The 24806-nt window shown below is 74.2% G+C and carries 29 protein-coding genes; 14 read left to right on the plus strand and 15 right to left on the minus strand.

The window, feature by feature from the left end; genetic code table 11:
• The first annotated feature begins 28 nt into the window (after nucleotides 1-28).
• Complete coding sequence (locus ABZ452_RS24435; protein WP_357947085.1) at nucleotides 29-823, plus strand: maleylpyruvate isomerase family mycothiol-dependent enzyme; 795 nt, start codon at nucleotides 29-31, stop codon at nucleotides 821-823.
• A 43-nt stretch (nucleotides 824-866) separates the two neighbouring features.
• Here ABZ452_RS24435 and ABZ452_RS24440 read toward each other — a convergent pair whose 3' ends face one another.
• From ABZ452_RS24440 to ABZ452_RS24450, 3 genes are all read right to left on the minus strand, one after another.
• Nucleotides 867-1253 carry a VOC family protein gene (locus tag ABZ452_RS24440; protein ID WP_357947087.1) on the minus strand — a complete coding sequence of 129 codons (387 nt, stop codon included), beginning with the start codon at nucleotides 1251-1253 and terminating at the stop codon, nucleotides 867-869.
• Entirely contained in the window at nucleotides 1250-1951 is a 702-nt protein-coding gene (locus ABZ452_RS24445; RefSeq protein WP_357947090.1) for a hypothetical protein, read from the minus strand. The genes ABZ452_RS24440 and ABZ452_RS24445 overlap by 4 nt, the downstream gene beginning before the upstream one ends.
• A gap of 227 nt (nucleotides 1952-2178) precedes the next feature.
• The gene (locus ABZ452_RS24450) at nucleotides 2179-2913 is read right to left on the minus strand and encodes a FadR/GntR family transcriptional regulator (protein ID WP_357947093.1); all 735 of its coding nucleotides are present in this window, start codon (nucleotides 2911-2913) and stop codon (nucleotides 2179-2181) included.
• A gap of 173 nt (nucleotides 2914-3086) precedes the next feature.
• Between ABZ452_RS24450 and ABZ452_RS24455 the strand changes: the two genes are divergently transcribed.
• The 8 genes from ABZ452_RS24455 (at nucleotide 3087) to ABZ452_RS24490 (ending at nucleotide 10707) form a co-directional block, all read left to right on the plus strand.
• The gene (locus ABZ452_RS24455) at nucleotides 3087-4340 is read left to right on the plus strand and encodes a sugar ABC transporter substrate-binding protein (protein ID WP_357947096.1); all 1254 of its coding nucleotides are present in this window, start codon (nucleotides 3087-3089) and stop codon (nucleotides 4338-4340) included.
• A 74-nt stretch (nucleotides 4341-4414) separates the two neighbouring features.
• Nucleotides 4415-5362, plus strand: coding sequence for a sugar ABC transporter permease (locus ABZ452_RS24460; RefSeq protein WP_239543525.1), 948 nt, complete (start codon nucleotides 4415-4417; stop codon nucleotides 5360-5362).
• Nucleotides 5359-6174, plus strand: a complete 816-nt coding sequence (locus ABZ452_RS24465) for a carbohydrate ABC transporter permease (protein WP_357947099.1) — start codon at nucleotides 5359-5361, stop codon at nucleotides 6172-6174. The genes ABZ452_RS24460 and ABZ452_RS24465 overlap by 4 nt, the downstream gene beginning before the upstream one ends.
• A gap of 5 nt (nucleotides 6175-6179) precedes the next feature.
• Nucleotides 6180-7328 carry a galactonate dehydratase gene (dgoD, locus tag ABZ452_RS24470; protein WP_357947102.1) on the plus strand — a complete coding sequence of 383 codons (1149 nt, stop codon included), beginning with the start codon at nucleotides 6180-6182 and terminating at the stop codon, nucleotides 7326-7328.
• 2 nt (nucleotides 7329-7330) lie between these two features.
• Complete coding sequence (locus tag ABZ452_RS24475) at nucleotides 7331-7954, plus strand: bifunctional 4-hydroxy-2-oxoglutarate aldolase/2-dehydro-3-deoxy-phosphogluconate aldolase (RefSeq protein WP_357947105.1); 624 nt, start codon at nucleotides 7331-7333, stop codon at nucleotides 7952-7954.
• Complete coding sequence (locus tag ABZ452_RS24480; RefSeq protein WP_357947107.1) at nucleotides 7951-8904, plus strand: sugar kinase; 954 nt, start codon at nucleotides 7951-7953, stop codon at nucleotides 8902-8904. The genes ABZ452_RS24475 and ABZ452_RS24480 overlap by 4 nt, the downstream gene beginning before the upstream one ends.
• A gap of 38 nt (nucleotides 8905-8942) precedes the next feature.
• Nucleotides 8943-10172, plus strand: a complete 1230-nt coding sequence (gene manD / locus ABZ452_RS24485) for a D-mannonate dehydratase ManD (RefSeq protein WP_357947110.1) — start codon at nucleotides 8943-8945, stop codon at nucleotides 10170-10172.
• The gene (locus ABZ452_RS24490) at nucleotides 10162-10707 is read left to right on the plus strand and encodes a gluconokinase (RefSeq protein WP_357947113.1); all 546 of its coding nucleotides are present in this window, start codon (nucleotides 10162-10164) and stop codon (nucleotides 10705-10707) included. Before manD ends, ABZ452_RS24490 begins: the two co-directional genes overlap by 11 nt.
• Nucleotides 10708-10742: 35 nt before the next feature.
• Here ABZ452_RS24490 and ABZ452_RS24495 read toward each other — a convergent pair whose 3' ends face one another.
• Nucleotides 10743-11162: a YchJ family metal-binding protein gene (locus ABZ452_RS24495; protein ID WP_357947116.1), complete on the minus strand. Its 420-nt coding sequence runs from the start codon at nucleotides 11160-11162 to the stop codon at nucleotides 10743-10745.
• 21 nt (nucleotides 11163-11183) lie between these two features.
• Entirely contained in the window at nucleotides 11184-11828 is a 645-nt protein-coding gene (locus tag ABZ452_RS24500; protein ID WP_357947118.1) for a histone, read from the minus strand.
• A gap of 216 nt (nucleotides 11829-12044) precedes the next feature.
• Between ABZ452_RS24500 and ABZ452_RS24505 the strand changes: the two genes are divergently transcribed.
• Nucleotides 12045-12662: a DsbA family protein gene (locus ABZ452_RS24505; protein WP_357947120.1), complete on the plus strand. Its 618-nt coding sequence runs from the start codon at nucleotides 12045-12047 to the stop codon at nucleotides 12660-12662.
• A gap of 2 nt (nucleotides 12663-12664) precedes the next feature.
• On the plus strand, nucleotides 12665-13888 hold the full coding sequence (locus ABZ452_RS24510; RefSeq protein WP_357947123.1) for an MFS transporter: 1224 nt from the start codon (nucleotides 12665-12667) through the stop codon (nucleotides 13886-13888).
• 8 nt (nucleotides 13889-13896) lie between these two features.
• Here the strand turns inward: ABZ452_RS24510 and ABZ452_RS24515 are convergent, their stop codons facing one another.
• Nucleotides 13897-14673, minus strand: coding sequence for an SGNH/GDSL hydrolase family protein (locus ABZ452_RS24515; RefSeq protein ID WP_357947126.1), 777 nt, complete (start codon nucleotides 14671-14673; stop codon nucleotides 13897-13899).
• Between the two features lie 80 nt (nucleotides 14674-14753).
• On the opposite strand from ABZ452_RS24515, the gene ABZ452_RS24520 reads away from it, so the two are divergent.
• Nucleotides 14754-15800, plus strand: coding sequence for an aminoglycoside phosphotransferase family protein (locus ABZ452_RS24520; protein ID WP_357947128.1), 1047 nt, complete (start codon nucleotides 14754-14756; stop codon nucleotides 15798-15800).
• Here ABZ452_RS24520 and ABZ452_RS24525 read toward each other — a convergent pair.
• The 5 genes from ABZ452_RS24525 to ABZ452_RS24545 all read right to left on the minus strand — a co-directional run bounded on the left by ABZ452_RS24525 (nucleotide 15760) and on the right by ABZ452_RS24545 (nucleotide 20246).
• Nucleotides 15760-16872, minus strand: a complete 1113-nt coding sequence (locus ABZ452_RS24525; RefSeq protein WP_357947131.1) for a magnesium and cobalt transport protein CorA — start codon at nucleotides 16870-16872, stop codon at nucleotides 15760-15762. The genes ABZ452_RS24520 and ABZ452_RS24525 overlap by 41 nt on opposite strands.
• 73 nt (nucleotides 16873-16945) lie before the next feature.
• Complete coding sequence (locus tag ABZ452_RS24530; protein WP_357947310.1) at nucleotides 16946-17596, minus strand: class F sortase; 651 nt, start codon at nucleotides 17594-17596, stop codon at nucleotides 16946-16948.
• 85 nt (nucleotides 17597-17681) lie between these two features.
• Entirely contained in the window at nucleotides 17682-18170 is a 489-nt protein-coding gene (locus tag ABZ452_RS24535) for a hypothetical protein (RefSeq protein WP_357947134.1), read from the minus strand.
• Between the two features lie 304 nt (nucleotides 18171-18474).
• Nucleotides 18475-19146: a response regulator transcription factor gene (locus ABZ452_RS24540; protein ID WP_357947137.1), complete on the minus strand. Its 672-nt coding sequence runs from the start codon at nucleotides 19144-19146 to the stop codon at nucleotides 18475-18477.
• Nucleotides 19143-20246 carry a histidine kinase gene (locus ABZ452_RS24545; protein WP_357947140.1) on the minus strand — a complete coding sequence of 368 codons (1104 nt, stop codon included), beginning with the start codon at nucleotides 20244-20246 and terminating at the stop codon, nucleotides 19143-19145. The genes ABZ452_RS24540 and ABZ452_RS24545 overlap by 4 nt, the downstream gene beginning before the upstream one ends.
• Before the next feature lie 174 nt (nucleotides 20247-20420).
• Between ABZ452_RS24545 and ABZ452_RS24550 the strand changes: the two genes are divergently transcribed.
• The gene (locus ABZ452_RS24550; RefSeq protein WP_357947142.1) at nucleotides 20421-20843 is read left to right on the plus strand and encodes a DUF6069 family protein; all 423 of its coding nucleotides are present in this window, start codon (nucleotides 20421-20423) and stop codon (nucleotides 20841-20843) included.
• Nucleotides 20844-20956: 113 nt separating this feature from the next.
• On the opposite strand, the gene ABZ452_RS24555 is transcribed toward ABZ452_RS24550, so the two are convergent.
• The 4 genes from ABZ452_RS24555 to ABZ452_RS24570 form a co-directional block, all read right to left on the minus strand.
• Nucleotides 20957-21781 (minus strand): metalloregulator ArsR/SmtB family transcription factor, encoded by an 825-nt coding sequence (locus ABZ452_RS24555; RefSeq protein ID WP_357947145.1) that lies wholly within the window; start codon nucleotides 21779-21781, stop codon nucleotides 20957-20959.
• 184 nt (nucleotides 21782-21965) lie between these two features.
• Nucleotides 21966-22811, minus strand: a complete 846-nt coding sequence (locus ABZ452_RS24560) for an ABC transporter permease (protein WP_357947148.1) — start codon at nucleotides 22809-22811, stop codon at nucleotides 21966-21968.
• Nucleotides 22808-23818: an ATP-binding cassette domain-containing protein gene (locus ABZ452_RS24565; protein ID WP_357947151.1), complete on the minus strand. Its 1011-nt coding sequence runs from the start codon at nucleotides 23816-23818 to the stop codon at nucleotides 22808-22810. The genes ABZ452_RS24560 and ABZ452_RS24565 overlap by 4 nt, the downstream gene beginning before the upstream one ends.
• Nucleotides 23808-24098 (minus strand): antibiotic biosynthesis monooxygenase, encoded by a 291-nt coding sequence (locus ABZ452_RS24570; protein WP_357947154.1) that lies wholly within the window; start codon nucleotides 24096-24098, stop codon nucleotides 23808-23810. The genes ABZ452_RS24565 and ABZ452_RS24570 overlap by 11 nt, the downstream gene beginning before the upstream one ends.
• 60 nt (nucleotides 24099-24158) lie before the next feature.
• Here ABZ452_RS24570 and ABZ452_RS24575 point away from each other — a divergent pair, with 60 nt between their 5' ends.
• Nucleotides 24159-24791: a helix-turn-helix domain-containing protein gene (locus tag ABZ452_RS24575; RefSeq protein ID WP_357947157.1), complete on the plus strand. Its 633-nt coding sequence runs from the start codon at nucleotides 24159-24161 to the stop codon at nucleotides 24789-24791.
• The last annotated feature ends 15 nt before the right edge of the window (nucleotides 24792-24806 follow it).

Here is a 24806-nt window from a genome sequence, read left to right on the forward strand (position 1 = left end):
GCGGCCGGCCGGCCGTTACGGTGGGCTGATGGCCGCCCTCAGCTTCGAGCGTCACCGCGCGGAGATCGTCGCGCAGAGCGACCTGCTCCGCACCCATCTCGACGGCGCCGACCTCACCACGCCCGTCCCCTCCTGTCCGGGGTGGAACGTCGGCCAGCTGGCCCGGCACCTCGGCGGCGGTCAGCGCTGGGCGGCCGAGGTGGTGCGCACCCGGGCCGAGCGGCCGCCGTCGGACACCCACTTCCGCGACCTGTCCCCGTACGCCCGGGAGGAGCCTGCGGTGGTCGGGCCCTGGCTGGTGGAGAGCGCCGCCGCCCTGGCCGACGCGCTCGGGGCGGCCGGGCCCGACGTGGCCACCTGGACGCCGCTGGCGGTGCCGGCGGCCGGAGTGTTCTGGGCGCGCCGGTTCGCCAACGAGACGCTGCTGCACCGCGCGGACGCCGCGCTCGCCCTCGGGGTCGACTTCGCCGTCGACCCGGCCGTGGCGATCGACGCGCTGGACGAGTGGATGGAGCTGGGCTCGCTGCCGCAGATGCTGGACTTCCACCCGCACCAGCGCGAGCTGCTCGGCCCGGACCGCACGCTGCACCTCCACGCCACGGACGTGCCCGCCGAGCTGGGCGCGGAGTGGCTCGTGGACCTCACCGGCGACACCCTGGCCTGGCGGCGGGCGCACGAGAAGGCGACCGTGGCGGTGCGCGGCCCGGTGACCGAGCTGCTGCTGATGGTCTACCGGCGGCGCCCGGTCGACACCGCGGTCGTCGAGGTCCTCGGCGACGGCAAGCTGCTGGACTTCTGGCTGGAGCGGGTCGCGTTCGGTTGACGGTGGTGCCGACGGCCGGGCGGCCGCCGGCACCGTCACCCGTTCAGCCGGGCAGGTGCAGGAACGACCACTGGTGGCCGTCGAGGTCCCGGAACCCGCGCATGTACATGAACCCGAGGTCCTGACCGGGGCCGAGCGCGGCGCCGCCCGCGCGGACCGCCACGTCGACCAGCGCGTCGACCCGGTCCCGCCGGTCGACGGCGAGGCCGACGATCACCTCCCGGCTGGTGGCGGTGTCGCACACCTCGGCGCCGGCGAACGCGGCGAAGGCCGCCGGGTCGTGCAGGATCAGGTGGGTGTCGCCGAGGGTGAGCTGGGCGCTGCCCGCGTCGGCCTGCCGGGGCCGGGCCGTGAAGCCCAGGGCGGTGAAGAACTCGACCGCCCGGTCGAGATCGGCCACCGGCAGGTTGATGAACGTCGCGGCGCTCATCGGGTGGCCTCCGGCTGCTCCAGGAGCTGCTTCAGAGCGGCGAGGCGGTCCCGCCAGTACGCCTTGAGCCGGCCGGCTTCCTCGGCGCCGGTGAGCTTCTCGTGCTGCACGGCCACCCGGGCCTTGCTCTCGCTCACCGGGGTGAAGCCGGCGACGATCCGGCTGGGCCCGCCGGCCCAGTCCGCGCGGAAGCTCTTCGGTGCGGTGGCCGTGCGGACCCGGACGGCCACGTCGGGCAGCCACCGCCGGCGTACCGCCTCGTCGGCGAACGCCTCGTACAGCACCGTCACCGGCACCGCGACGGTGCGGCTTCCGGTGGCCTCGAAGCCGCCGCCGCGGCGCTGGCCGGGTGCCCGGAGGCCGCGCGCCTGCTCGTAGCCGACGGTCACGGTCTGCGCCCACCAGCCCGGCACCTCGTGCTCGGTGACCAGCCAGCGGGCGATCTCGGTGTGGGTCCGGCCGGCGGCGCCCCACGCGTCGAGCCGGACGAACCATTCGTCCCAGTCGCGGCCGGTCCGTTCGCGCAGCAGCGCAGCGGAGATCCGGTCCTGCTGGCCGCGGCCCGCGTCCACGGTGGGCGCCGGGGCGGGGGCGGCTGTGGCCCGGGTGAGCAACTGCCGGCGGGCCGTCGTGTAGCTCTCGCCGGTGCGGGCCATCCGGGCGCGTACCCGGGACTTGAACGACCTCTGACTCGTCATCTCATGCTCCCTGTCGACGGCGCGGTCGCAGGGACTCACGCTCCCGGTCGACCTCGCCGTGGGCAGGTGGCGCATGTCGGGTGGGCCGGACGGCACCGCGCCCCGAGGGCTCGGGGCCCCCTTTGCCTCCGCGGAGCCGGTGGCGTGAGCACCGGGCTGGAGGTGAGGCGCGGGACTGCGCCGAGCCCAGCGTACGCCGCCGAGAGCGGGAGGGGGAGCGGGTCAGCTCACCGGACGGGCTCGGTGGTCTGCTCCCACATCGACTTCATCTCGTCGAACGCCTGCTCCATGATCTGCACCATGGCGCGGCGGGCGGCGTCGCCGTCGCGGCGCTGCAGCGCGGAGGCCACGTCGGCGTGCAGCTGCAACGCCTGCTGATCCGGGTGGTGCGGCATCAGGTGGTAGTGGTGCCGGCCGGTGAGCACCTCGGCGACCAGTTCCCGGAGCTTGCCGAACATCTCGTTGCCGGAGGCGGCGAGGACCCGCCGGTGGAACTCGATGTCCAGGCGCAGGAAGCGGTCCTCGTCCCCGGCCTGCCCGGCGGCCCACATCTTCGCCGCGATCCCGACCAGGTCGCTCGCGTCGTCGGGGGTGATGCGGCGGGCGGCCAGCCAGGCGGCGTGCGGCTCGACCGCGGTCCGCAGCTCGGTGATCGAGCGGAGCTGCGCCATCCGGCCGGCGGAGGCGAGCCGCCAGCGGATCACCTGCGGGTCGAAGACGTTCCACGCCTCGGCGGGGCGGATCAGGACGCCGACCCGGCGGCGCGTCTCGATCAGGCCCATGGACGCGAGCACCCGGAGGACCTCGCGGATCACCGACCGGGAGACCGCGTGCCGCTCGACCAGCTCGTCGATGTTGAGCACCGAGCCGGCGGCCAGTTCGCCGCCGCAGACGGCCGTGCCGAGTTCGTCGAGCACGCGGGCGTGCAGCCCGGTCTCGCCCCCGGAGGAGGAATGATCCACGCGTCGGAGCATATCAGTTAGGGGGCACCCCTTGAATAAGTCAGCTTTTTCGGCCTAGCATCCCGTGGTTAAGCGGACGTTACAGCGTTGTGGCGCTCTTCCCCCGGGGCGGCGACCACGAGAAAAGGAGAGATGACGTGCGACGTCGATCGATATTCGGTACGTCTCTGGCCGTGGTCGCAGCCATGGGCCTGGCCGCCTGCGGCGGCGGTGGCGACGACAGCGGCGGGTCCAAGACGGTGCGCGTGACCCTGGCGAACCACGTCTGGACCGAGAACATCAAGGCGGCCCTGCCCGAGTTCGAGAAGCAGACCGGGCTCAAGGTCGAGATCACCCAGCTCGGCGAGGACCAGCTCTCCGACCAGTACAACGTCAAGCTCAACGCCGGCTCGTCCGACCTCGACGTGATGATGTACCGGCCGCTGCAGGAGGGGAAGCTCTTCGCCAAGAACAAGTACCTGGCCGACCTCTCCGACCAGGTCAAGTCCAGCAAGGACTGGGACTACTCCGACTTCCAGTCCGGCCCGGTCGAGGCCACCACGTACGAGGGCAAGTCGGTGGGCGTCCCGATCATCACCGAGCAGGAGGTCCTGTACTACCGCAAGGACCTGCTGGCCAAGGCCGGCCTGAGCGCCGCGCCGAAGACCCTCGACGAGCTCAAGGCCGCCGCCGCGAAGATCAAGGCCAGCGTCCCGGGCACGGCGGGCTTCGTCGCCCGGACCGGCAAGTCGCCGGCGGTCACCCAGTTCTCCAGCTTCCTGTACAGCTTCGGCGGTGACTTCGTCGACGGCAGCGGCAAGGCGACCGTCAACAGCGACGCCGCCAAGCAGGCGTACGCCTTCTACGGCGGGCTGATCAAGGACTCCGGCCCGGCCAACGTCAGCACCGACATGAGCTGGCCCGAGGCGATGGCAATCTTCACCCAGGGCAAGGCGGCCTTCTACACCGAGGCCAACTCGCTCTACAAGAACGCCACCGACCCGGCCAAGTCCAAGGTGTCCGACACCGTCGGCTTCGCGCCGTTCCCGGCCGGCCCGGCCGGTTCCAAGCCGTACAACATCCCGTCGTGGGCGCTGGGCGTCAACGACGCCTCGAAGAACAAGAGCAACGCCTGGAAGTTCGTCGAGTGGGCCACCGGCAAGGAGCAGACCCTCGCTCAGCAGAAGGCCGGCGTGCCGGGCGCGCGTACCTCGGTGTGGGCCAACCCGGAGGGCACCGCGAACTACCCGAAGGACCTGGTCGAGGCCATCAACGCCAGCACCCAGGGCGGCGTCGCCCATGACCGGCCCGTGGTCGTGAAGGTGGGCCAGGCCCGCGAGCTCGTCGGCCAGCCGATCGTCGACGCGATCACCGGCAAGGACCCGGCGGCCGCGGCCGACACCGCCAACGAGGCCTTCCAGAAGTTCCTGGACGACGAGGCCAAGTAACACAGGCGCGGGTGGTGGGGCGGCTCGCCCCACCACCCGCGTACCCCTGTCGGTCCGCCCACCCCGGAGATCCCATGGCAACCGTCACCACCCCCCGCCGCGCGCCCGGCGGCGCCGGCGTCATGCCCGACACGCCCGGCTGGGCGCGCTGGGCCAACGACCACCGCAAGTGGCTCTTCGCCGCGCCCGCGATGGTCTTCGTCGCCGCCCTGATCGTGATCCCGCTGGGCTGGACCGCCTGGCTCAGCCTCACCGACGCCGAGGGGTCCGTCCGCGCCGAGAGCGAGTTCGTGGGGTTCCAGAACTACCTCGACGTGCTGTCGGACACCGACCGGTTCTGGCCGGCCGTCGGCCGGACCGCCGCCTTCACCGTCGTCGCGCTGCTGTTCGAGGTGGTCCTCGGGATGGCCGTCGCGCTGCTGCTGTGGCGGCCGTTCAAGGGCCAGAAATGGGTACGGGTGGCCATCCTCATGCCACTGGTCGCCACCCCGGTCGCGGTCGGCATGATGTGGCGGCTCATCTTCGACCCGAACATCGGCCTGGCCAACCAGGTGCTCGGCTGGGTCGGCATCGGCCCGCAGCCGTGGCTCGCCGGCCAGCACTCCGCGCTGCCCACCACGATCTTCATCGACGTGTGGCAGTGGACGCCCATGGTGGTGCTGATCCTGCTCGCCGGTCTGACCTCGCTGTCCGAGGAGCCGCAGGAGGCGGCCCGGATCGACGGCGCCAGCAGCTGGCAGCGGTTCCGGCACGTCACCCTGCCGCTGCTCATGCCCACGGTGATCGTCGCGATCCTGCTGCGTGGCATCGACGCGCTGAAGACCTTCGACATCCTCTACGCCACCAAGGGTCGCGGCGGCGGCTCCTTCCACGAGGTGGAGACCCTCAACGTGTACGCCTACGGGCTGAGCTTCGACTACAACGAGTACGGCGTCTCCTCCACCGTCCTCATCCTCTTCTTCCTGATCATCATCGGGTCGATGTGGGCCCTGACCGCACGGCGCAAGGAGGCCAAGCGATGAAGGCCAGTCCGTCGTACCGGGTGTTCCGGGTGGTGGCCCTCGTCGTCGTGGTGCTGTCGCTGGTCACGCCGCTGCTCTGGATGATCGCCGCGTCGTTCAAGACCAACGTCGACATCTACGACACGGGCAAGGCGCTGGTCTTCTCGCCCACCCTGGACAACTACGCGACCGTGCTCCAGCAGTCGCACTACGTCTCGTTCATCGGCAACAGCCTGTGGGTGGCGTTCGCCGCCACCGTGCTGTCGCTGATCCTCGGCGTGCCGGCCGCGTACTCGATGAGCCGGTTCAACATGAAGAAGTCGGCCCTCGTCGTGCTGATGGCCCGGGTCATCCCCGGCGTCTCGCTGCTGGTGCCCTGGTACTACGTCTTCTCGAACCTGCAGCTGGTCGGCGGCTTCACCGTGCTGATCCTCAGCCACATGTTCGTCTCGCTGCCGTTGATCGTCTACATCATGATGGGCTTCTTCGACGGCCTGCCGGACGAGCTGGAGGAGGCGGCGCTGGTCGACGGGCTCACCCACATCGGCGCGTTCCGGCGGATCACCCTGCCGCTGTCCGTGCCGGGCATCGCCACGGCCGGCATCCTGTCGTTCATCTTCTCCTGGAACAACTTCATGTTCGCCCTGGTCCTGTCCGGCGCGGACACCAAGACCCTGCCCGTGGCGATCTTCGACTTCGTCGGCTACGCCAGCATCGACTGGGGCGGCCTCATGGCGGCGGCCACCGTGGTCACCCTGCCGATCATGGTGATCGCCCTGTTCGTGCAGAAGTACGTGGTCTCCGGCCTGACCGCCGGCGCGACGAAGGGCTGAGCACCGTGACCACCATCGCGCGCATCGAGACCTTCCTGGTCGCGCCCCGCTGGCTCTTCGTCCGGGTGGAGACCGAATCCGGGATCGTCGGCTGGGGCGAGGCCACCTGCGAGGGGCGCTCCGAGACCGTCCGCGCCGCCGTCGACCAGCTCGCCGAACTGCTGATCGGCCGGGACGCGCTGCGCATCGAGGACCACTGGCAGGTGCTCACCAAGGGGTCGTTCTACCGGGGCGGGCCGATCCTGGCCAGCGCCGTGGCCGGCCTCGACCAGGCGCTCTGGGACATCGCCGGCAAGCACTGGGGCGCGCCCGTGCACCAGTTGCTCGGCGGCCCGGTCCGGGACCGGATCCGGGTGTACGGCTGGGTCGGCGGCGACGAGCCCGGCGAGGTCCGCGACCAGATCAGTGCCGCCCTCGACACGGGCCTGACCGCGGTCAAGATGAACGCCTCCGGCCGGATGAGCGCGGTGGCCTCGGTGGCCGAACTCGACGGGGTGGTCCAGCGGGTGGCCGCCGCCCGCGAGGTGCTCGGCGACCACCGGGACGTCGCGGTCGACTTCCACGGCCGGTTCAGCCTGGCCAGCGCCCGCCGGGTCGCCCCGCTGCTGGAGCCCTACCGGCCGTTCTTCCTGGAGGAGCCGGTGGTGCCGGAGAACTCGCACCTCATCGGCGAGTTCGTCCGCTCCACCACCACGCCGGTGTCCACGGGGGAGCGGCTCTACAGCCGGCAGGAGTTCCTGCCCGTCCTCCAGGCCGGCATCGCGGTCGCCCAGCCGGACCTCTCGCACGCCGGCGGCATCACCGAGGTTCGCAAGATCGCCGCGCTGGCCGAGGTGTACGACGTCCAGCTCGCCCCGCACTGCCCGCTCGGCCCGATCGCCCTGGCGGCCTGCCTCCAGGTCGGCTTCGCCACGCCGAACTACCTGATCCAGGAGCAGAGCATCGGCATCCACTACAACCTCGGCGCCGAGGTGCTCGACTACTGCCTCGACAAGACGCCACTGACCTTCGTGGACGGGTACGTCGAGCGGCTCACCGCCCCCGGCCTGGGCATCGAGATCGACGAGGCGGCGGTGCGCGCCGCCGACAGGCGCGGCCACGCCTGGCGCAGCCCCATGTGGCGGCACCGGGACGGCTCCTACGCGGAATGGTGACCATGACCCTCGACCTCACCGCCGAACTCGCCGCCACCCGCCTGCTGGCGGTCATCCGCGGCACCGACCCGGCCGCCGCGATCGCCACCGGCACCGCCCTGCTCGCCGAGGGCGTCCGCGTGGTCGAGGTGGCCCTGACCACGCCCGGCGCGCTGGACGCCATCGCCGCGATCCGGGCCGCCGCCCCGCCCGGCTCCCTGGTCGGCGCGGGCACCGTGCTCACACCGGCCGCCGTCGCCGACGTGGCCGCGGCCGGCGCGCAGTTCGTCGTCACCCCGGCCGTCGTCGACTCGATCGGCGCGGCGGCCCGCCGCGGGCTGCCGGTGGCCGCCGGCGCGCTGACCCCGACCGAGGCGTACGCGGCGGTCCGGGCGGGAGCCGCCGCGGTCAAGCTCTTCCCGGCCTCGGTGGGCGGGCCGGCGTACCTCAAGGCGCTGCGCGACCCGTTCCCGGACATCCCGTTCGTCGCGGTGGGCGGGGTGGGGCTGGCCGAGCTGCCCGGCTATCTCGCCGCCGGGGCGATCGCCGTCGGCGTCGGCGGTCCGCTGGTCGGCGACGCCGCCTCCGGCGGCGACCTCGACGCCCTGCGCGAGCGGGCGCGGGCCTACCTCGCCGCGGTGTCATGACCAGCGTCGATCTGCTCACCTTCGGCGAGGCGCTGGTCTCGCTGCGGTCGACCGGCCCGCTCACGGCCGGCGGCGCGCTCACCCCGCACCTGGCCGGGGCGGAGGCCAACGTGGCGATCGGGCTGGCCCGGCTCGGCCACCGGGCGGCCTTCGCGGGCCGGATCAGCGACGACGAGCTGGGCACCTTCCTGCTGCGCCAGCTCCGCGCCGAGGGCGTCGACGTGACCCACGTGGTCCGCGACCCCGGGCGCGCGGCCGGGCTCATGTTCCTGGAGCGGCGCACCGCCGACCTGACCCGGGTGCTCTACCAGCGGGCCGGCTCGGCCGGGTCGGCGCTGGGCGTCGACGACCTGCGGCCCGCCCTGGCGGCCGGCGCCCGGGTGCTGCACCTGACCGGGATCACCCCGGCGCTCTCCGCGGGCGCCCGGGAGGCCGCCGGCTTTGCGGCCGAGGCCGCGGCCCGCGCCGGGACGCTGGTCTGCCTGGACGTCAACCACCGGGCGAAGCTGTGGTCCCGGGACGCCGCGCGGGCCGTGCTCACCCCGCTCGCCGGGCACGCCTCGGTCGTGGTCGCCTCGGCCGACGAGCTGGACCTGGTCGGCGCGCCCGGCGCGGACGAGGAGACCGTGGTGGCCGGGCTGCTGGCGCGGGGCGTGTCGACCGTGCTCGTGAAGCTCGGCGGCGACGGCGCCCGGGCGTACACCGCCGAGGGCCGCCGGGACGCGGCGGCGCTGCCCGTGACGGCGGTCGACACCGTCGGCGCGGGGGACGCCTTCACGGCCGGCTACCTCTCCGGCCACCTCGACGGGCTCGACCTGGCCGGGCGGCTGCGCCGCGCGGTCACCCTCGGCGCCTTCGCCGTCGCCGGATCCGGCGACTGGGAGGGCCTGCCGCGCCGGGACGAGCTGTCCCTCCTGGACTCCCGGCAACCCGGCGACACCCTTCGCTGACCCACCCCGAGCCGACCCACCCCGAGAAAGGCACCCGCGTGAAGATCGTCGCAGCGGACGTGATCGTCTCCAGCCCCGACCGCAACTTCGTCACCCTCCGGATCACCACGGACGAAGGACTCACCGGGCTGGGTGACGGCACCCTCAACGGCCGGGAGCTGGCCGTCGCGTCCTACCTGGCCGACCACGTCGTCCCGTTGCTGATCGGGCGCGACCCGCACCGCATCGAGGACACCTGGCAGTTCCTGTACCGGTCGGCGTACTGGCGGCGCGGGCCGGTGACCATGGCCGCCATCGCCGCCGTCGACGTGGCGCTCTGGGACATCAAGGCCAAGGCCGCGGGCATGCCGCTCTACCAGCTCCTCGGCGGCGCCTCCCGGACGGGCGTCATGGCGTACGGGCACGCCTCCGGCCGGGACCTGCCCGAGCTGTTCGACTCCATCCGCGCACACCTGGAGCTGGGCTTCCGGTCCATCCGGGTGCAGACCGCGGTGCCCGGCATCAACGCCGTGTACGGCGTCGCCGCCCAGCCCAGCGTCGACGGCAAGCGGTACGACTACGAGCCCGCCCAGCGCATCCCGCTGCCCGCCGAGGAGGACTGGGACACCCGCGCCTACCTGCGCCACCTGCCCGCCGTGTTCGAGGCGGTGCGCAACGAGTTCGGCCCCGAGCTGCCGCTGCTGCACGACGGTCACCACCGGATGACCCCCATCCAGGCCGCGAAGCTGGGCAAGGCGCTGGAACCGTACGACCTGTTCTGGCTGGAGGACTGCACCCCGGCGGAGAACCAGGAGGCACTGCGGCTGGTCCGGCAGCACACCACCACCCCGCTGGCCATCGGCGAGGTCTTCAACACCGTGTGGGACTACCAGACCCTGATCCGCGAACAGCTCATCGACTACGTCCGGTCCGCGGTCACCCACACCGGCGGCATCACCGCCATGCGCAAGCTGCTCGACTACGCCGCCCAGTACCAGATCAAGTCCGGCATCCACGGCCCGACCGACATCTCGCCGGTCGGCATGGCCGCCGCGCTCCACCTGGACCTGGCCATCCACAACTTCGGCATCCAGGAGTACATGCAGCACGGCCCGCTCACCAACGAGGTGTTCCGGCAGTCGTTCACCTTCGCCGACGGGTACCTGCACCCGGGCGACCAGCCCGGCCTCGGCGTGGAGCTGGACGACGAGGCGGCCGCCCGGTTCCCGTACCAGCCGGCGTACCTGCCGTTCAACCGGCTCAAGGACGGCACCGTCCATGACTGGTGACCGGCCGCCGACCCGGCACGTCGTGGTGATGGGCGTGTCCGGTGCGGGCAAGACGACGGTGGCCCGGGGGATCAGCGAGCTGACCGGCCTGCGGTTCGCCGAGGCCGACGAGTTCCACACCGAGGCCCACGTGGCCCAGATGCGGGCCGGCATCCCGCTGACCGACACGGACCGGTGGCCCTGGCTGCGCGCCCTGGCCGCCTGGATGGCCGAACGGCACGCCGAGGGCGTCTCCACCATCCTGACCTGCTCGGCGCTCAAACGCGCGTACCGGGACGTGCTGCGGCAGGGGCCGGCGGACGTGGAGTTCCTGCACCTGGACGGGTCCGCCGCGCTGATCCGGGACCGCCTCGACCGGCGGGTGGGCCACTACATGCCGGCCAGCCTGCTCGATTCGCAGCGGGCCATCCTGGAGCACCTGGGGCCGGACGAGTCCGGCGTGGTCCTCGAGGTGGCGGCGACGCCGGACGAGCTGGTGCGGGAGGCGGTCACCCGACTCCGGCTGCCGGTGCGCTCCACGGTCGCCGGCCCCTGACGGGCGCTCGCGGGGCGGGCCCGACGGGCCGGGGATCAGTCGGGTAGGGCGTCCAGGTAGACCCAGCGGCCGTCCTCGCGGACGAACCGGCTGTGCTCGGCCACCGTGCCGGGCCGGCCGGCCTCCCGGTAGTGCGCGCGGAACCGGACCGTGCCCTCGGCGTCGAGCAGCCCGCCCCGGTCGGTGTCGAGCACCTCCAGCCGGGTCCACCGGGTGCCCGGGTCCAGCCGCAGCCGGGGCGGCCGGGTGGTGGAGTGCCAGCTGCGCAGCAGGTGCTCGGCGTCGCCCATGGCGAAGGCGCTGTACCGGGAGCGCATCAGCGCCTCGGCGGTCGCCGCCGCCGCGGTGCCCCGGTGGAGGGGGCCGCAGCAGTCCGCGTACGGCAGGCCGGAGCCGCAGGGACAGGGCCCGCCGGTCGGGTCGGCCGCGCTCCGGCGGGCACCGCGTTTCGCCATCCGGTCATTCTCGCCGACGGCTCACCGGCCGCTCGTCCGGGCCGTCCGCCGGTTGCCGAACGACTCCATGGTGGTCGCCTTCCGTGCCGGCGTGCGGGTCGCGGCGACCCGTTGGGCCTTGGCGGCGCGGTCGGCGGCCTTCTTGACGGTGGCGGCGTGGGCCGTGCCCTTGGCGGCCGGCGCCTTCTTCGCCGTGGTCCGCGTGGCCGGCGCCTTCTTCGCCGTGGTCCGCGTGGCCGGCGCCTTCTTCGCCGTGGTCCGCGTGGCCGGCGCCTTCTTCACCGTGCTCCTGGTGCCGGGCGCCTTCTTGGCAACGGCCTTCTTGGCGGGCGCCTTCTTCGCCACGGCCTTCCTGGCGGGCGCCTTCTTGACCGCGGCCTTGGTGGCGGGGGCCTTCTTCGCCGCCGTGGTGGCCTTCTTCGCGGCGACCGCCTTGGCGGTGGGCCTGCGGGTCGGCGTGGCGGTGCTGGCGGAGGTGGCCTTCTTGCGCGCCACCCGCGCGGTGGTCGGCGTCGGCTTCCCGCCGGGGGTCTTCGCGGCGGTGGCGCCGGTCGCCCGCTTGCTGGCGGTCGCGACCTTCTTCGCCGCCGCCTTGTTCGGCATCGGGGCCTTGCGGGCCCCGGTGGCCTTCCTGGCGCTGCTCGGTCTGGTGGCCGCCTGGGCCATCGGTCCTCCTCGCGGTCCGCCGCGGCCCGGACGCGTACTGCCGTCCGGCGACGCCGGGCCGAGCGGCCCGCGCGGCGCGCGTGTCTTCCCGCCGCGCCGGTGGTCAAACCCGCGACGGATTGGCCCACTGAAACGTGTGTGGATCGGCACTGCCGGTGGGCCGATCGGGCGCCTAGCGTCGGAACGGCAACGGAGAACGAGAGGACCTGGACGACCATGACGACCGTCGACATGTGGTTCGACCCGCGCTGCCCGTGGGCCTGGAACGCCTCCCGCTGGCTCCTGGAGGTGGAGCGGGTCCGCGAGGTCCGCCTCCGCTTCCACGTGATGAGCCTGTCCCTGCTCAACGAGGGACGCGAGGGGCTGGAGGAGTGGTACCGGGAGTGGCTGAAGCCGGGAATGGGCCCGGTCCGGGTCTGTGTGGCCGCCGCCCAGAAGTGCGGCCCCGAGGTGCTGCGCGACCTCTACACGGCGCTGGGCGAGCGGATCCACCACGAGCGGATCCCCGTCGGCCGGGAGCTGTACGTGGCGGCGCTGACCGAGGTCGGCCTGCCCGTCGACCTGGCCGACGCCGCCGACACGACCGAGCACGACGCGGCCCTGCTGGCCAGCCACCAGGCCGGGCTCACCCCGGTGGGCGAGGACCTCGGCACGCCGACCATCCACGTCACCGGCAACGACGGGCGGGTCAACGCGTTCTTCGGACCGGTGGTGGCGCCGATCCCGCGCGGCGAGGACGCCGGCCGGCTCTGGGACGGGGTGCTGCTGGTCTCCGGCACCGACGGGTTCTTCGAGCTGAAGCGGGCGCGCACCCGCCGGCCGATCGAGCGTTGACCGTGTCCGGCCGCCTGCTGCCCGCCCCCGGCCCGGCCCGGACGCTCGCCCTGGCGCAGCTGGCCAACTCGGTCGGGGACGGCGCGTTCCTCGTCACCTCGGCCCTCTACTTCACGCAGGTGGTGGGCCTGTCGCCCGGCCAGGTCGGGTTCGGGCTCTCCGCCGGCTGGGCGGTGGGCCTGCTGGCCGGCGTGCCGGCCGGTCACGCCGCCGACCGGCGCGACGCCCGCCGGGTCGCCGTCGGGCTGGCCGCCGCCACCGCGCTCGCCGTCGCCGCCTTCCTGCTGGTCCACCGGCCCGTCGGGTTCGTCCTCGTGGCCTGCCTCTACGCCGGCTGCCAGACCGCGCTGGCGGCGGTCCGGCAGGCGCTGCTGGCCCGGCTGGTCGAGCCCGACCGGCGGACCGGGGTACGGGCCCGGTTGCAGTCGGTGACCAACGCCGGGCTCGGCCTGGGTGCGGCGCTCGGCGGCCTGGCGCTCTGGGCCCACACCGCCGGGGCGTACCGGTCGGTGCTCCTGCTGGACGCGGCGGCCTTCCTCGTCACGGCGGTGCTGCTGCGGCGACTTCCCGCCCGCCGCGGCCCGGCGGTCCCGGCCGCGGCCGGCGGCGGGCGCCTCGCGGTGCTCCGGGACCGGCGGTACGCGCTGCTCACCGCGCTGAACGCGGTGCTCATGCTGTACCTGCCGCTGCTCAGCCTGGTGCTGCCGCTCTGGGTGGCCCGGCGCACCGCGGCACCGGCCTGGCTGGCGGCGGCGCTGCTGATGGTCAACACGGCGGCGGTGATGCTCGCCCAGGTGCGGGTGGCCCGGCGGGTGACCGACCCGGCCGGCGCGGTGCGGGCGCTGCGCCGGGCCGGCGCGGCCATGGTCGTGGCCTGCGCGCTCTTCGCCCTGTCGGCCACCGCCGCCGGGCCGTGGCCGGCGGCCGCGCTGCTGCTGCTCGGCGCCGGCGCCCAGGTGTACGCCGAGATGGCCCACGGCGCCGGCGCCTGGCAGCTCAGCTTCGACCTGGCCCCGGCCGACCGGCACGGTCTCTACCAGGGCTTCTTCGGCGTCGGGGTGCCGTTCGCCCGGATGCTCGGCCCGGTGCTGCTGACCTGGCTGATCGTCGACGGCGGCGGACCGGGCTGGCTGGCCTTCGCCGCCCTCTACGCCGCCGCGGCGGCCGGTGTCGGCCCCGCGGTGCGGGGCGCGGGCCGGCCCGCGCCGGTGACGGCGGCCGGCTGATCGGGCGCTCAGGACGCGGGCAGCTCCACCGGCAGCGGCACCGGCCGCTTCGCCACCCGGTCGTCGCCGGAGGAGCGCCCGCGCAGGTGTCGGCCCAGCCAGGGCAGCAGGTGCCGCCGGGTCCAGGCCAGCTCGGCGCGGACCGCCCGGTGCCGGGGCAGGCGGTCGGCCGCCGGCAGCGGGTGCGACCACGAGTCGTCGTACCCGGGCAGGCCGGCGGTGTGCGCGAGCGCCGCGGCGATCCGCTCGTGGCCGGCCGTGTTGGCGTGCAGCCGGTCGTCGCTCCACAGTCGCGGGTCCGAGGCCACCGGGTGCGCGCCCAGGTCGAGCAGGGTGGCCCCGGTCTCGGCGGTGGCCGCCCGGACGGCGTCGTTGAGCGCCAGCACCCGGCCGCGCAGCGGGCGGGCCAGCGGCATCACCGGTGCCGGGTCGGGCAGGGTGAACGTGAGCACCGTGGCGCCCTGACCCACCAGCGCCCGCTGCATGGCGCGCACGTCCTCGGCCACCCGGTCGGCGTCGAACGACGGCCGCAGCACGTCGTTCATGCCGGCCACCACGGTCGCCAGGTCGGGGGCCAGCTCCAGCGCCACCGGCAGCTGCTCGCTCCGGATCAGCGCGGTGGTGCGGCCGCGGATGGCGAGGTTGGCGTATTCCAGGCCGCCCTGGGCCCTGGCCACCGCGAGGGCGAACCGGTCGGCCCAGCCCCGGTAGCCGCCCGCCCCGTCCGGGTCGTCCAGGCCCTCGGTGGTGCTGTCGCCGATCGCCACGTACCGCCGCCACATCATGCGCGCCAGCCTACGAAATTCGCCGCCGTCGGTTTCGGGGACAGCGCCGGCCCGCCGCGGCCGCTAGCGTGGTGCGGGACATGAGCCCGACCCAACGCCGCCTCGACCCGGATCAGGTCCGGCGTTACGTGGCCGCGTCGCTCGGCGCCACGCCCGGCGTGACCGACTGCGGGCCGCTGGACGGCGGCGGGTTCGCCGCCGTCTGGTGGGTGCACCTCGACGACGGCCGGGCCGTGGTGCTCAAGGTGGGGCCACCGCCACACGTGCCGCTGCTGCGCTACGAGCGCGACATGATCGGGGCGGAGGCCCGCTACCTGCGGCTGGTCGCCGCGCGGGCGCCCGCCGTGCCGGTGCCGCCGCTGCTGCACCACGGCCGCGACGCGGTGCTCGGCGACTGGCTGCTCACCGGCCTGCTGCCCGGCCGCACCCTGTGGGACCTGACGCGGGCCGGCGCCGAGGTGGACGCGGTCCGGGCCGAATTCGGCCGCGCGCTGGCCGCGCTGCACGGCGTCACCGGCGACCGCTACGGCTATGACGGGGGCCGGGCCGCCGCGCCGACCTGGCGCGGCGCGTACACGGCCATGCTGGACGACCTGCTCGCCGACGCGGCGGACTGGGCGGTGCCGCTGCCCGTCCCGGCGGCCCGCATCCGCGAGCTGGTCGACCGGCACGCCCACGTCCTCGACGCGGTACGCCGGCCGGCGCTGCTGCACTTCGACGGCTGGGCCGGCAACGTCCTCGCCGTCGACGACCCCGGCGGCACACCCCGGCTCAGCGGGCTGGTCGACGGCGAGCGCCACCTCTGGGGCGACCCGCTCCTGGACCTGGTGTCGCCGCTGCTGTTCCGGCGCGCCGAGGACGAGCCCGACGACCCCCTCGTGCGGGCCTACCGGGCGGCCGCGCCGTTCCCGCTGGACGCCGGGGCACGCCGCCGGCTCGGGCTCTACCGGCTGCACCTCTACCTGCTGATGACCGTGGAGATGCCCAGCCGGGGCATCACCGCCGAGTCCGACCCGGGGCGGGTGGCCCGCCTCGCCGAGCTGCTCGACGCCGAACTGTCCGACCTGGACCGGCCGGGACCCCGCCTCAGAGCCAGCCGGAGCGCCGGAACAGCCGGTGCAGGGTGACCGCGGCCGTCGCCATCAGCAGCAGCGCCCCCGCGTAGCCGTAGCGCCAGCCCAGCTCCGGCATGTGCGCGAAGTTCATCCCGTAGACGCCGGCCACCGCGGTCTGCGTCGCGGCGATCGCCGCCCAGGCCGCGATCTTGCGCATGTCGTTGTTCTGCTCGACGGCGAGCTGCGCCAGCCGCGACTGGAGGATCGAGTTGAGCAGGTCGTCGTACGAGCCGATCCGGTCCACCGCCCGGGTCAGCCGGCTCTCCACGTCGGCGAACCAGCGCTGCAGCCCCGGCGGCGGGCCCTCGCCCCGCTGCTCCAGCAGCACGCGCAGCGGCGCCTGCAACGGCAGCACCGCCCGCTTGAACTCCACCACCTCCCGCTTGAGCTGGTAGATGTGCTGGATGTCGGCGTCCCGGTCGCGGGCGAAGACGCTCTCCTCGACGCGTTCCAGGTCCCGCTCCAGGTGCCCGGCGACCTCCAGGTAGAGGTCGACCATCCGGGCGCAGACCGCGTACGCCACCGCCCACGGCCCCTCGGCCAGCAGGCCCGGCCGGCGCTGCACGTCCTCCCGCACCGGGGTCAGCGCGCCCGTGGCGCCGTGCCGGACGGTAAGCGCGAACCGGTCGCCGAGGAACACCATCACGTCGCCGGTGTCGATCACCTCGGAGGTGGCGGTCAGCTCGGTGTGCTCCACATAGCCCGCCGTGCGCAGCACCAACAGCGTCACGTCGCCGTGCCGCTGGACGGTGGGGCGGTGCCCGTCGGCCAGGGCCTGCGCCACGGCCAGCTCGTCCAGCCCGAAGGTCCGCCCGACCGCGGCCATCACGGCCGCGCCCGGCTCGTGCAGCCCGAGCCAGACGTACGCCCGACGGGTGCGGCGGGCCCGGTCGTACGCGTCGGCGTAGTGCGGCCGGCCCGGCTCCCGCCGGCCGGCCACGTAGACCGCGCAGTCCACCACGGCGTCCGGATTGGCCCGGCGCGGCGCGGGCCCGGTCACCTCGTCGGCGCGCCCGAGCAGGCGGGTCAGGAGGCCGGGCAGCAGCCGCCCGCCCCACCGGGTCCGTGTCGCCGACCGGCCCACCGCGCACCTCCGCCGCCGAGGAACTGACGGCCTACCGTACGGCGTGCCCCGGCGCGGTGGTGTCCGGCCCGCGTCAGCGGGCGGCGGTCGCGAAGACGACGATGTTGTCCGGGTAGCTGCCGGTGCGCGGGTCGAACCGGCCCCCGCAGGTGATGAGCCGGAGCCGGGCCTCGGCGCCGCCGCCGTACACCCGCTCGGTGGGGAAGTGCTCCTTCGGGTACGCCCCCACGCCGTCCACGGTGAACGCCGCGACGCGGCCGTCGGCCCGGGTGACCTCGACGGTGTCGCCGGGGCGCAGCCGGCCGAGGTCGAAGAAGACCGCGGGGCCGCGCAGCGAGTCGACGTGCCCGACAAGCACCGCGTTGCCGGCCTCGCCCGGGGTGGGGCCGCGGCGGTACCAGCCGGCGATCTCCGGGTGGTCCAGGGGCGGCACCTCCAGCGCGCCGTTGGCGTCGGTGGCGACCGGGACGATGTCGGCGTCGACGCCGATCCGGGGAATGGTGACGCGGACCGGCTTCGCGCGGGGAAGCACCGGGCCGGCCGCGCCGGAGGGCTCGGCGGTCGGCGCGGCCGAGGCGCCCGGCTGGGGCGGCGGGTTCGCGGTGGTGCCGAGGCCGGCGGCGACCAGTCCGGCGCCGGTGGCGCCCGCGAGGGTGACCGCGGCGACGATGACGGCGGTGCGGGCTCTCGACCGTCCGTCCGCGGGGTGGCGCTGCGACGACAGGGTCCCACCTCCGTCCGTCGTGGACGCGGCGCCCGCGCCGGTCGGACCGGCGCGGGCACCCGCTCAGGGATGGTGTGGCGGGCCGTCAGGACACGGCGGTCGCGCGCCGGCGGCGGCGCACCATCACGTACGTCCCGCCCGCGACCGCCGCGGCGGCCAGCGCGCCGCCCGCGACCAGCACGCCGGTGTCGCCGTCCCGGCCACCGGCGCCGGCCTGCGCGCCGCCGATCGGGGTGACCGTGAAGCTGGCCGTGCCGCCGTTGCTGCCGTCGCCGCAGGTGGCCGTGACCGTGTACGTGCCGAGCGTGAACCCGGCGGTGAACAGTTCGGCGCTCAGCCCGCCGCCCGCCGCGGCGGTCGTGGATCTGACGTTCTGGTCCCGGTTCGGACCGGTGACGCGGAAGAGCGCGTCGCCCGCCTTCGGGTTGCACGACGTCGTGGTGAGCACGACGGTCCCGCCGACCGGGGTGGTGGCCGGTGAGACGGTGGTGTCCGCGAGGGCGGCGGCCGGGAGCAGGAGTGTGCCGAGGCCCACGCCGACCGCCGCCGATCCGAGAACTGTCTTTGCCTTCATCCGCGTCTTCCCTCACTTTTCGTCCGCTGTCTGCGTGGGACGCCGTTCGGGTGGCCAACTCCGTGACTAGCACCGGTGTGGCCAACACTAGGAGGGTTGCGGCGGTCACTAGGCGTAATTGAGAAATCTTCGTTGCCGTCACGTGTTCCCGGTCGGTCCCGGCTGCGACGGACATGCCCGCACAGGGCGGGCAACCGGGCGACGCGACCCGTCCCGGACCACGTGGAACGTCCCGTCCCGACGGTGCCGGCGCGTCTGTCCGGTTCGACCCCGACTGCGCCGCTCCGCCCGGCCCGGGACGGCGTCAGCGGTGGCTCGGCGGCTCCGGGCGGACCAGGCCCACGTCGTAGGCGAAGACCACCGCCTGGATCCGGTCGCGCAGACCGAGTTTGGTGAGGATGGCGGAGACGTGCGTCTTCACCGTGGCGGTGCTCAGGAACAACCGTTCGGCGATCTCCGCATTGGACAGTGCGCGCGCGGCGAGCGTCAGCACCTCCACCTCGCGGGCGGTGAGCGCGGCGAGCCGCCCCCGGTCGGCGGGCGCGCCGGGCAGCCGGTCGGCGAACCGGTCGAGCAGCCGGCGGGTCACCGTCGGCGCCAGCAGCGCCTCACCCCGGGCCACCACCCGCACCGCCTCGGCCAGGTCGGCCGGGCGGGTGTCCTTGAGCAGGAACGCGCTGGCGCCGGCGCGCAGCGCCGCGTACACGTGCTCGTCGAGGTCGAAGGTGGTCAGCATGACCACCCGCGCCGGGTTGCCGCCGGACACCAGCTCCCGGGTGGCGGCGATGCCGTCCTGCCGCGGCATTCGCACGTCCATGAGCACCACGTCGGGGCGGGTCCGGTTCGCCACCGCCACCGCCTCGACCCCGTCGGCCGCCTCGCCGACCACGGTCAGGTCGGGCCGGGCGTCGATGACCATGGCGAGCCCGGCGCGGATCAGCTCCTGGTCATCGGCGATCACCACACGAACGCTCATTGGCCAACCCCCACCGGCAGTTGGGCCGCGACGCGGAACCCGCCGGCGGGCAGCGGGCCGGCCTCCAGCGTGCCGCCCAGCAGCCGGGCCCGCTCGCGCATGCCCACGATGCCCCGCCCCCCACCCGCGCCGGGTCGGCGCGGCGGCGCCGTGCCGTCGTCGACGACCGCCAGGCTCAGCACACCGTCGCCGTAGCGGACGCTGACGTCCGCGCGGGTGGCGTGGCTGTGCCGGAGGGCGTTGGTCAGCGACTCCTGCACGATCCGGTACGCCGACAGCTGCACCCCGCCGGGCAGGTCCTCGGCGCCGGCGTCCCGGTCCATCGTCACCTCCAGGCCCACCGCCCGGACGGCGTCGGCGAGGGCGTCGAGTTGCGCCAGCCCCGGCTGCGGCCCGTCCGGATCCGCGCCGTCGTCGGCGGCCAGCGCGTGCAGCATCGCCCGCAGCTCGGTGAGCGCGGACCGGGCCGCCGTGTTGATGGCGCCGAGCGCGGCGCGGGCCCGCTCCGGGTGCGCGTCGAAGACGTCCTCGGCGGCGGCGGCCTGCACGGCGATGACCGCCACGTGGTGGGCCACCACGTCGTGCAGCTCGCGCGAGATCCGCTCCCGCTCCCGGGCGAGCACCTCCCGCTGCCGGTCGCGCCGGCGGTGGAAGTGCCCCCGCTGCAGCTCGCCGAGGGTCCAGCCGAGACCCAGCGCGGTCACCGCGAACAGCAGGTCGCGCCAGCCCCCGGTGACCAGCTCCCACGGTGTCGGCAGCAGCAGCAGCCCCAGCGCGACCAGCGAGAAGCGGGGCGGGCGGAGCCGGGCCACGTACGCCAGCGGCACGTTGACGAGGCCGAGCCAGCCGAGCGGGGGGCAGAGCACCTCCAGCCCGACGCCGGCCAGGGCGGCCACCGCGAGCGCGTACCCCGGCCGCCGGCGGATCCACAGCAGACAGCTGGCCTGCACGGCGGCGAGGCCGACCGCAGCGGCGGTCCGGGACGCCGAGTCCGGCGGGGTGCCGGGGGCGAGCACGACGGTCAGGGCGACGGCGAGCATCAGGGCGGCGATGCCGCTGTCGAGCAGCAGCAGGAAACGGGAGTGGGGCCGGCAGTTCACGTCCCGGATGCTAGGCCGCGTACCCGCTCGGAATCATCGGTCGCCAGACGGAGATCCAGCCCGGACCTGGTCCCCGAGAGGGAGGGGCGAACCGGTCCGCGGCGCGATCCGCCGGCCCCCGGTGCGGGCCTAGCGTCCCTGGTGACCGATCCCCGCTCATGGAGGTACGCACCGATGGACACCACGACCACCCCCGCCGTCGTCGCCGCCCGCCCGACCCGCCGCCGCGACCGCGCCCTCGCGGTGCTCGCCACCACGGCGGCCACCCTCGCGGTGTGGGTCGCCGCCGTCCCCGTGGCGGGGGTGGACCTGGCCGTGCGCAACGGCGGGACGGAGCAGGACGTGACCGCCGTCGCGGTCGGGGCCAGCACCCTGCTCGCCGGCCTGGCGGGGTGGGCGCTGCTGGCCCTGCTGGAGCGGTTCACCGCCCGGGCGCGGGCCGTCTGGACGGGCGCGGCCGCGCTGGTGCTGCTGCTGTCGCTGCTCGGCCCGCTGGGCGGGGGAGTCGGCGCGGCGGCGACCCTGACCCTTGTCGCCCTGCACCTGGTGGCCGCCGCCGTGCTCGTGCCGCTGCTGCGGCGCACCACCCGCCGCTGAGGCTGCCACGCCGGGGCCGCCCCCACGGGGGTGGGCGGCTCCGGCCCGGCGGGCCCGGTCGGCGCCCGCCGCCACGGGGGCGGGCTACTCCGGCCCGGCGGTCCGGCCGGCGCTCAGTCGGCCGCGACCGGCTCCGGCAGCGGCGCGCCGGTCTCCAGCAGGCTCTTGAGGCTGGCCAGCAGCTCGGGCCAGCCTCCGCTGCCGTCCAGTTGGCCGCTGATCGCCCGGTGCATCTCGCTGTCCGGGGAGAAGTCGTCGTGGGTCACGGTCAGCCGGACCGTCTCGCCCTGCGGGGCGAGGTCGAAGGCGACCTTGGAGCGGCGCTCGCCGAGCCGGGCCCCCAACTCCTCGTCGGACCAGCCGAAGTGCGCGGCGTGCTCGGCCTGGAAGCCGTGCCAGGTGTACGCCAGCCGCCGGTAGGGTTCGGCCTCCAGCACCCGCTGCCCGAGGTCGCGGGGCTCGGCGTCGGGGGAGTCCTGCCAGAGCAGCGGCGAGCCGGGCCGCCAGTCGGAGACCAGGGTGACGCCGCCCCAGTAGCGGCGGGTGAACTCGGGCGCGGTGAGCGCCGTCCAGAGCCGCTCCGGGGTGGTGCGGATGTAGGTGGTGTAGACGAACGTCGGGCTCCCCATGGGCTGCCCCTCCAATGCTGTCTGCAGGTCGGCGAGGGCCTGCGCCCGGGCCCGGTCGTACCGGCCGATCCACCGGTCGGCGACGGCGTTGATCGGGGCGGCGTTGAGGTGGTGCAGCTTCTCCCGCCCGCGTCGCGTGGTGGTGACGAGGCCGGCCGCCTCCAGCACCGCCAGGTGCTTGCTCACCGACTGTCGGGTCATGTCGAGGCCGGTGCACAGCTCGCGCAGGCTCTGGCCGTTGCGGAGGTTGAGGCGGTCGAGCAGCCGCCGGCGGCTCGCGTCGGCCAGCGCCCGGAACACGTCGTCCACCCGTCCTCCTGATCGCCACAGGCAACCGTTGGGCTGCCTGTGGCGATCATAGGCAGCCTCCGAGCTGCCTGTCCAGCGACCGCCGCCGCGATCGGGAGGGCAACCTCCTAGGATGCCTTACAGGGTGTGTGGCCTCGCATCGATCGAGGTCGCCGGCGCCGGCCGCCTCGAATGTCGAGTGACATCAGGTCCGGGTGCGGTACAGGCGCATGGTCAGCGGCCCGAAGACCGCCACGAGCAGGCCGGAGGCGATGAGGACCCCGCTGACCTGACCCGCCTGTGCCGTGCCGTGCATGAGGCCGCGTACCGCGTCCACGAGCAGGCTGACCGGATTGACCTCGACGAACGCCTGCAGCCAGCCGGGCATGGTCCGCGGGTCGACGAAGACGTTGCTGGCGAAGGTGAGGGGGAACTGGACGAGGAAGCTCACCGCGCTGATGGCGCTCGGTGTGCGCAGGATGAGCCCGAGCGTCGCCCAGACCCAGGACAGGCCGAAGGCGAACGCGAGGACGAGGGCGATCGCCAGCAGCACCCCGGTGACGCCGCCGTCGGGTCGGAAACCCATGGCCAGTCCCAGGCCGACGACCAGTCCCGCGGCGAGCAGGTTGCGGGCGGCGTCGCTGATCAGGCCGCCCACGATCAGAGCCGGGCGCCAGACCGGCATCGACCGGAAACGGTCGATGACGCCACTGATGATGTCGGTCTTCAGGTTCACGCCCGCGTACACGGTGATGAGCAGCACGGCGAAGACCATGGTGCCGGGAAGGAGGAACTGGAGGTACGCGCGGGCCGAGCCGACCATGGCCCCGCCGAACAGATAGGTGAACATGACCGTGAACAGGACCGGGATCATGATCGCGTCCGCGAGCTGTTCCGGAACGTGCTTGATCTTCAGTACGGCCCGGTGGGCGAACGTCACCGACGCGGACAGGGCGCTCGCCCGAGGCGGCCGTGGGCGGGTCGACAGGGCGTCGCGCAGGGCCGGGTCGATCCAGCCCGGCGCATGATGGGTGGTCGATTCCGTCGTCATGGTGCCTGCTCCCGGTGAGCGTCGGTGGCGGCCCGTGCGGGTCGCCCGGTGAGGGCGAGGAAGACCTCGTCGAGGCTGGGGTGGCCGAGTGCGAACGTGGTGACGTCGATGCCGGCGCGGGCCAGGCCGGCGAGGGCGAGCGAGGCGCGGCCGGGGTCGTCGACCCGCGCGGAGAGCGCGTCGCCGTCGGATCCGGTCTGGACGGTGGTGCCGAGGGCTTCGGCGAGAAGCCGTCCGGCATCGGGCCGGCGTGCCGGGTCGGAGACGCGGACCTGGACGGTTCCCGCCCCCACCGAGGCCTTGAGCTGGGCGGGTGTGCCCTCGGCGATGATCCGGCCGTGGTCGATGACGGCCAGCCGGTCGGCGAGCTGGTCGGCCTCGTCGAGGTACTGCGTGGTGAGCAGCACCGTGGTGCCCTCGCCGGTGAGGGCCCGAATGGTGTCCCACACCTGGTTACGGCTGCGCGGATCCAGGCCCGTGGTCGGTTCGTCGAGGAACAGCAGGTCCGGGGTGACGATGACGCTCGCGGCGATGTCGAGCCGCCGTCGCATGCCTCCCGAGTACGTCTTGACGGTTCGGCCGCCCGCCTCGGCGAGGCCGAAGGCGTCCAGCAGTTCGTCGGCGCGGCCCGCGGCCCGGGTCCGGTCGAAGCCGAGCAGCCGGGCGAGGATCACGAGAGTCTCGGATCCCGTCAGCTCCTCGTCGATCGAGGCGAACTGACCGGTCAGGCTGATCCGTTCGCGTACGCGGTCGGCCTCCCGGACGACGTCGTGGCCGAGCACCCGTGCGGCACCGCCGTCCGGTGGCAGCAGGGTGGCCAGTATCCGGATGGTCGTGGTCTTGCCGGCACCGTTCGGGCCGAGGAAGCCGAACACGCCGCCGGTGGGCACGACGAGGTCGACGCCGTCGACGGCGCGGGCGGCGCCGAAGGTCTTGACCAGGCCGGTGACCTCGATCGCGGGTTCGGTCCCTACGCCGACCGCCGGCGGGGACAGGTCACCCCTCATCGATGATCTCCATCTGCTCGACGGTGACGTCCCGGGCCAGCGAGAACGCGGCGGTCGACTCGGGCCGGGCCGGCGCGATCTCGCGGGCCGCTCGGAGCCCTTCCGTGGACTCCCACCGCCAGATCCCGATCCAGGTCTCGTCGTCGAGCTTTCCGAGCCGTGCCTCGGCGAGTCCGGGCGCCGCCGACCTGATGGCGGAGACCAGGGCGGCGTGCCTGAGGCGCAACTCCGCCGCGTCGGCGGGATCGATTCTGAACCGGGTCAACGTGACAACGGACATCGCTGGAACCTTTCGCTAGAAGCGTTCACTAGTAACGACTTCTAGAGGTACGCTATAGCGGTGACCGAAGTCAAGCGAGTGAACAAGCGGACCCAGAAGGCCGCGGAGACCCGTCGAGGCATCCTCGACGCCGCCCGTGACCTGTTCGTCGACCAGGGCTACGGCGCGACGAACATGCAGGAGGTCGCCGCGCGTGCGGGTGTGGCCGTGCAGACGCTCTACTTCGTCTTCGGCAACAAGCGGTCGCTGCTGAAGGAACTCGTCGACGTGACCATCGCGGGCGACGACGAGCCGGTCGCCACCATGAGCCGACCCTGGTTTCGTGAGGCCCTGGCGGCGGCAACCGCCGACGACCAGCTGAGGGCGCACGTCCGGGGCACCCGACAGGTCCTCGAGCGGGTCGCGGAGATCACGAAGATGGTCGCCACCGCCGCCGCGACCGATGCGGAGGTCGCGCAGCTCTGGCCACACGGCGAGGACCCCAGGTTCCAGGTGCACACCGTGGCCGCGGAAGCCCTGGTCGCCAAGCCGGGAGCGCGTGCGGGAGTCTCGGCCGGGACCGTCGCCGATCTCCTGTACGCCCTCCTGAGCACCGAGCTGTTCCTGCTGTTCGTGCGCGACCGCGGCTGGTCACCCGAGCGGTGGGAACAGTGGACCTACGACACCCTGCGTCCCCAGGTCTGCTCCACCTAGACGGTCAACGCGAAT

It is taken from the genome of Micromonospora sp. NPDC005707 (genome assembly GCF_040631005.1).
Taxonomy (GTDB): Bacteria; Actinomycetota; Actinomycetes; order Mycobacteriales; family Micromonosporaceae; genus Micromonospora.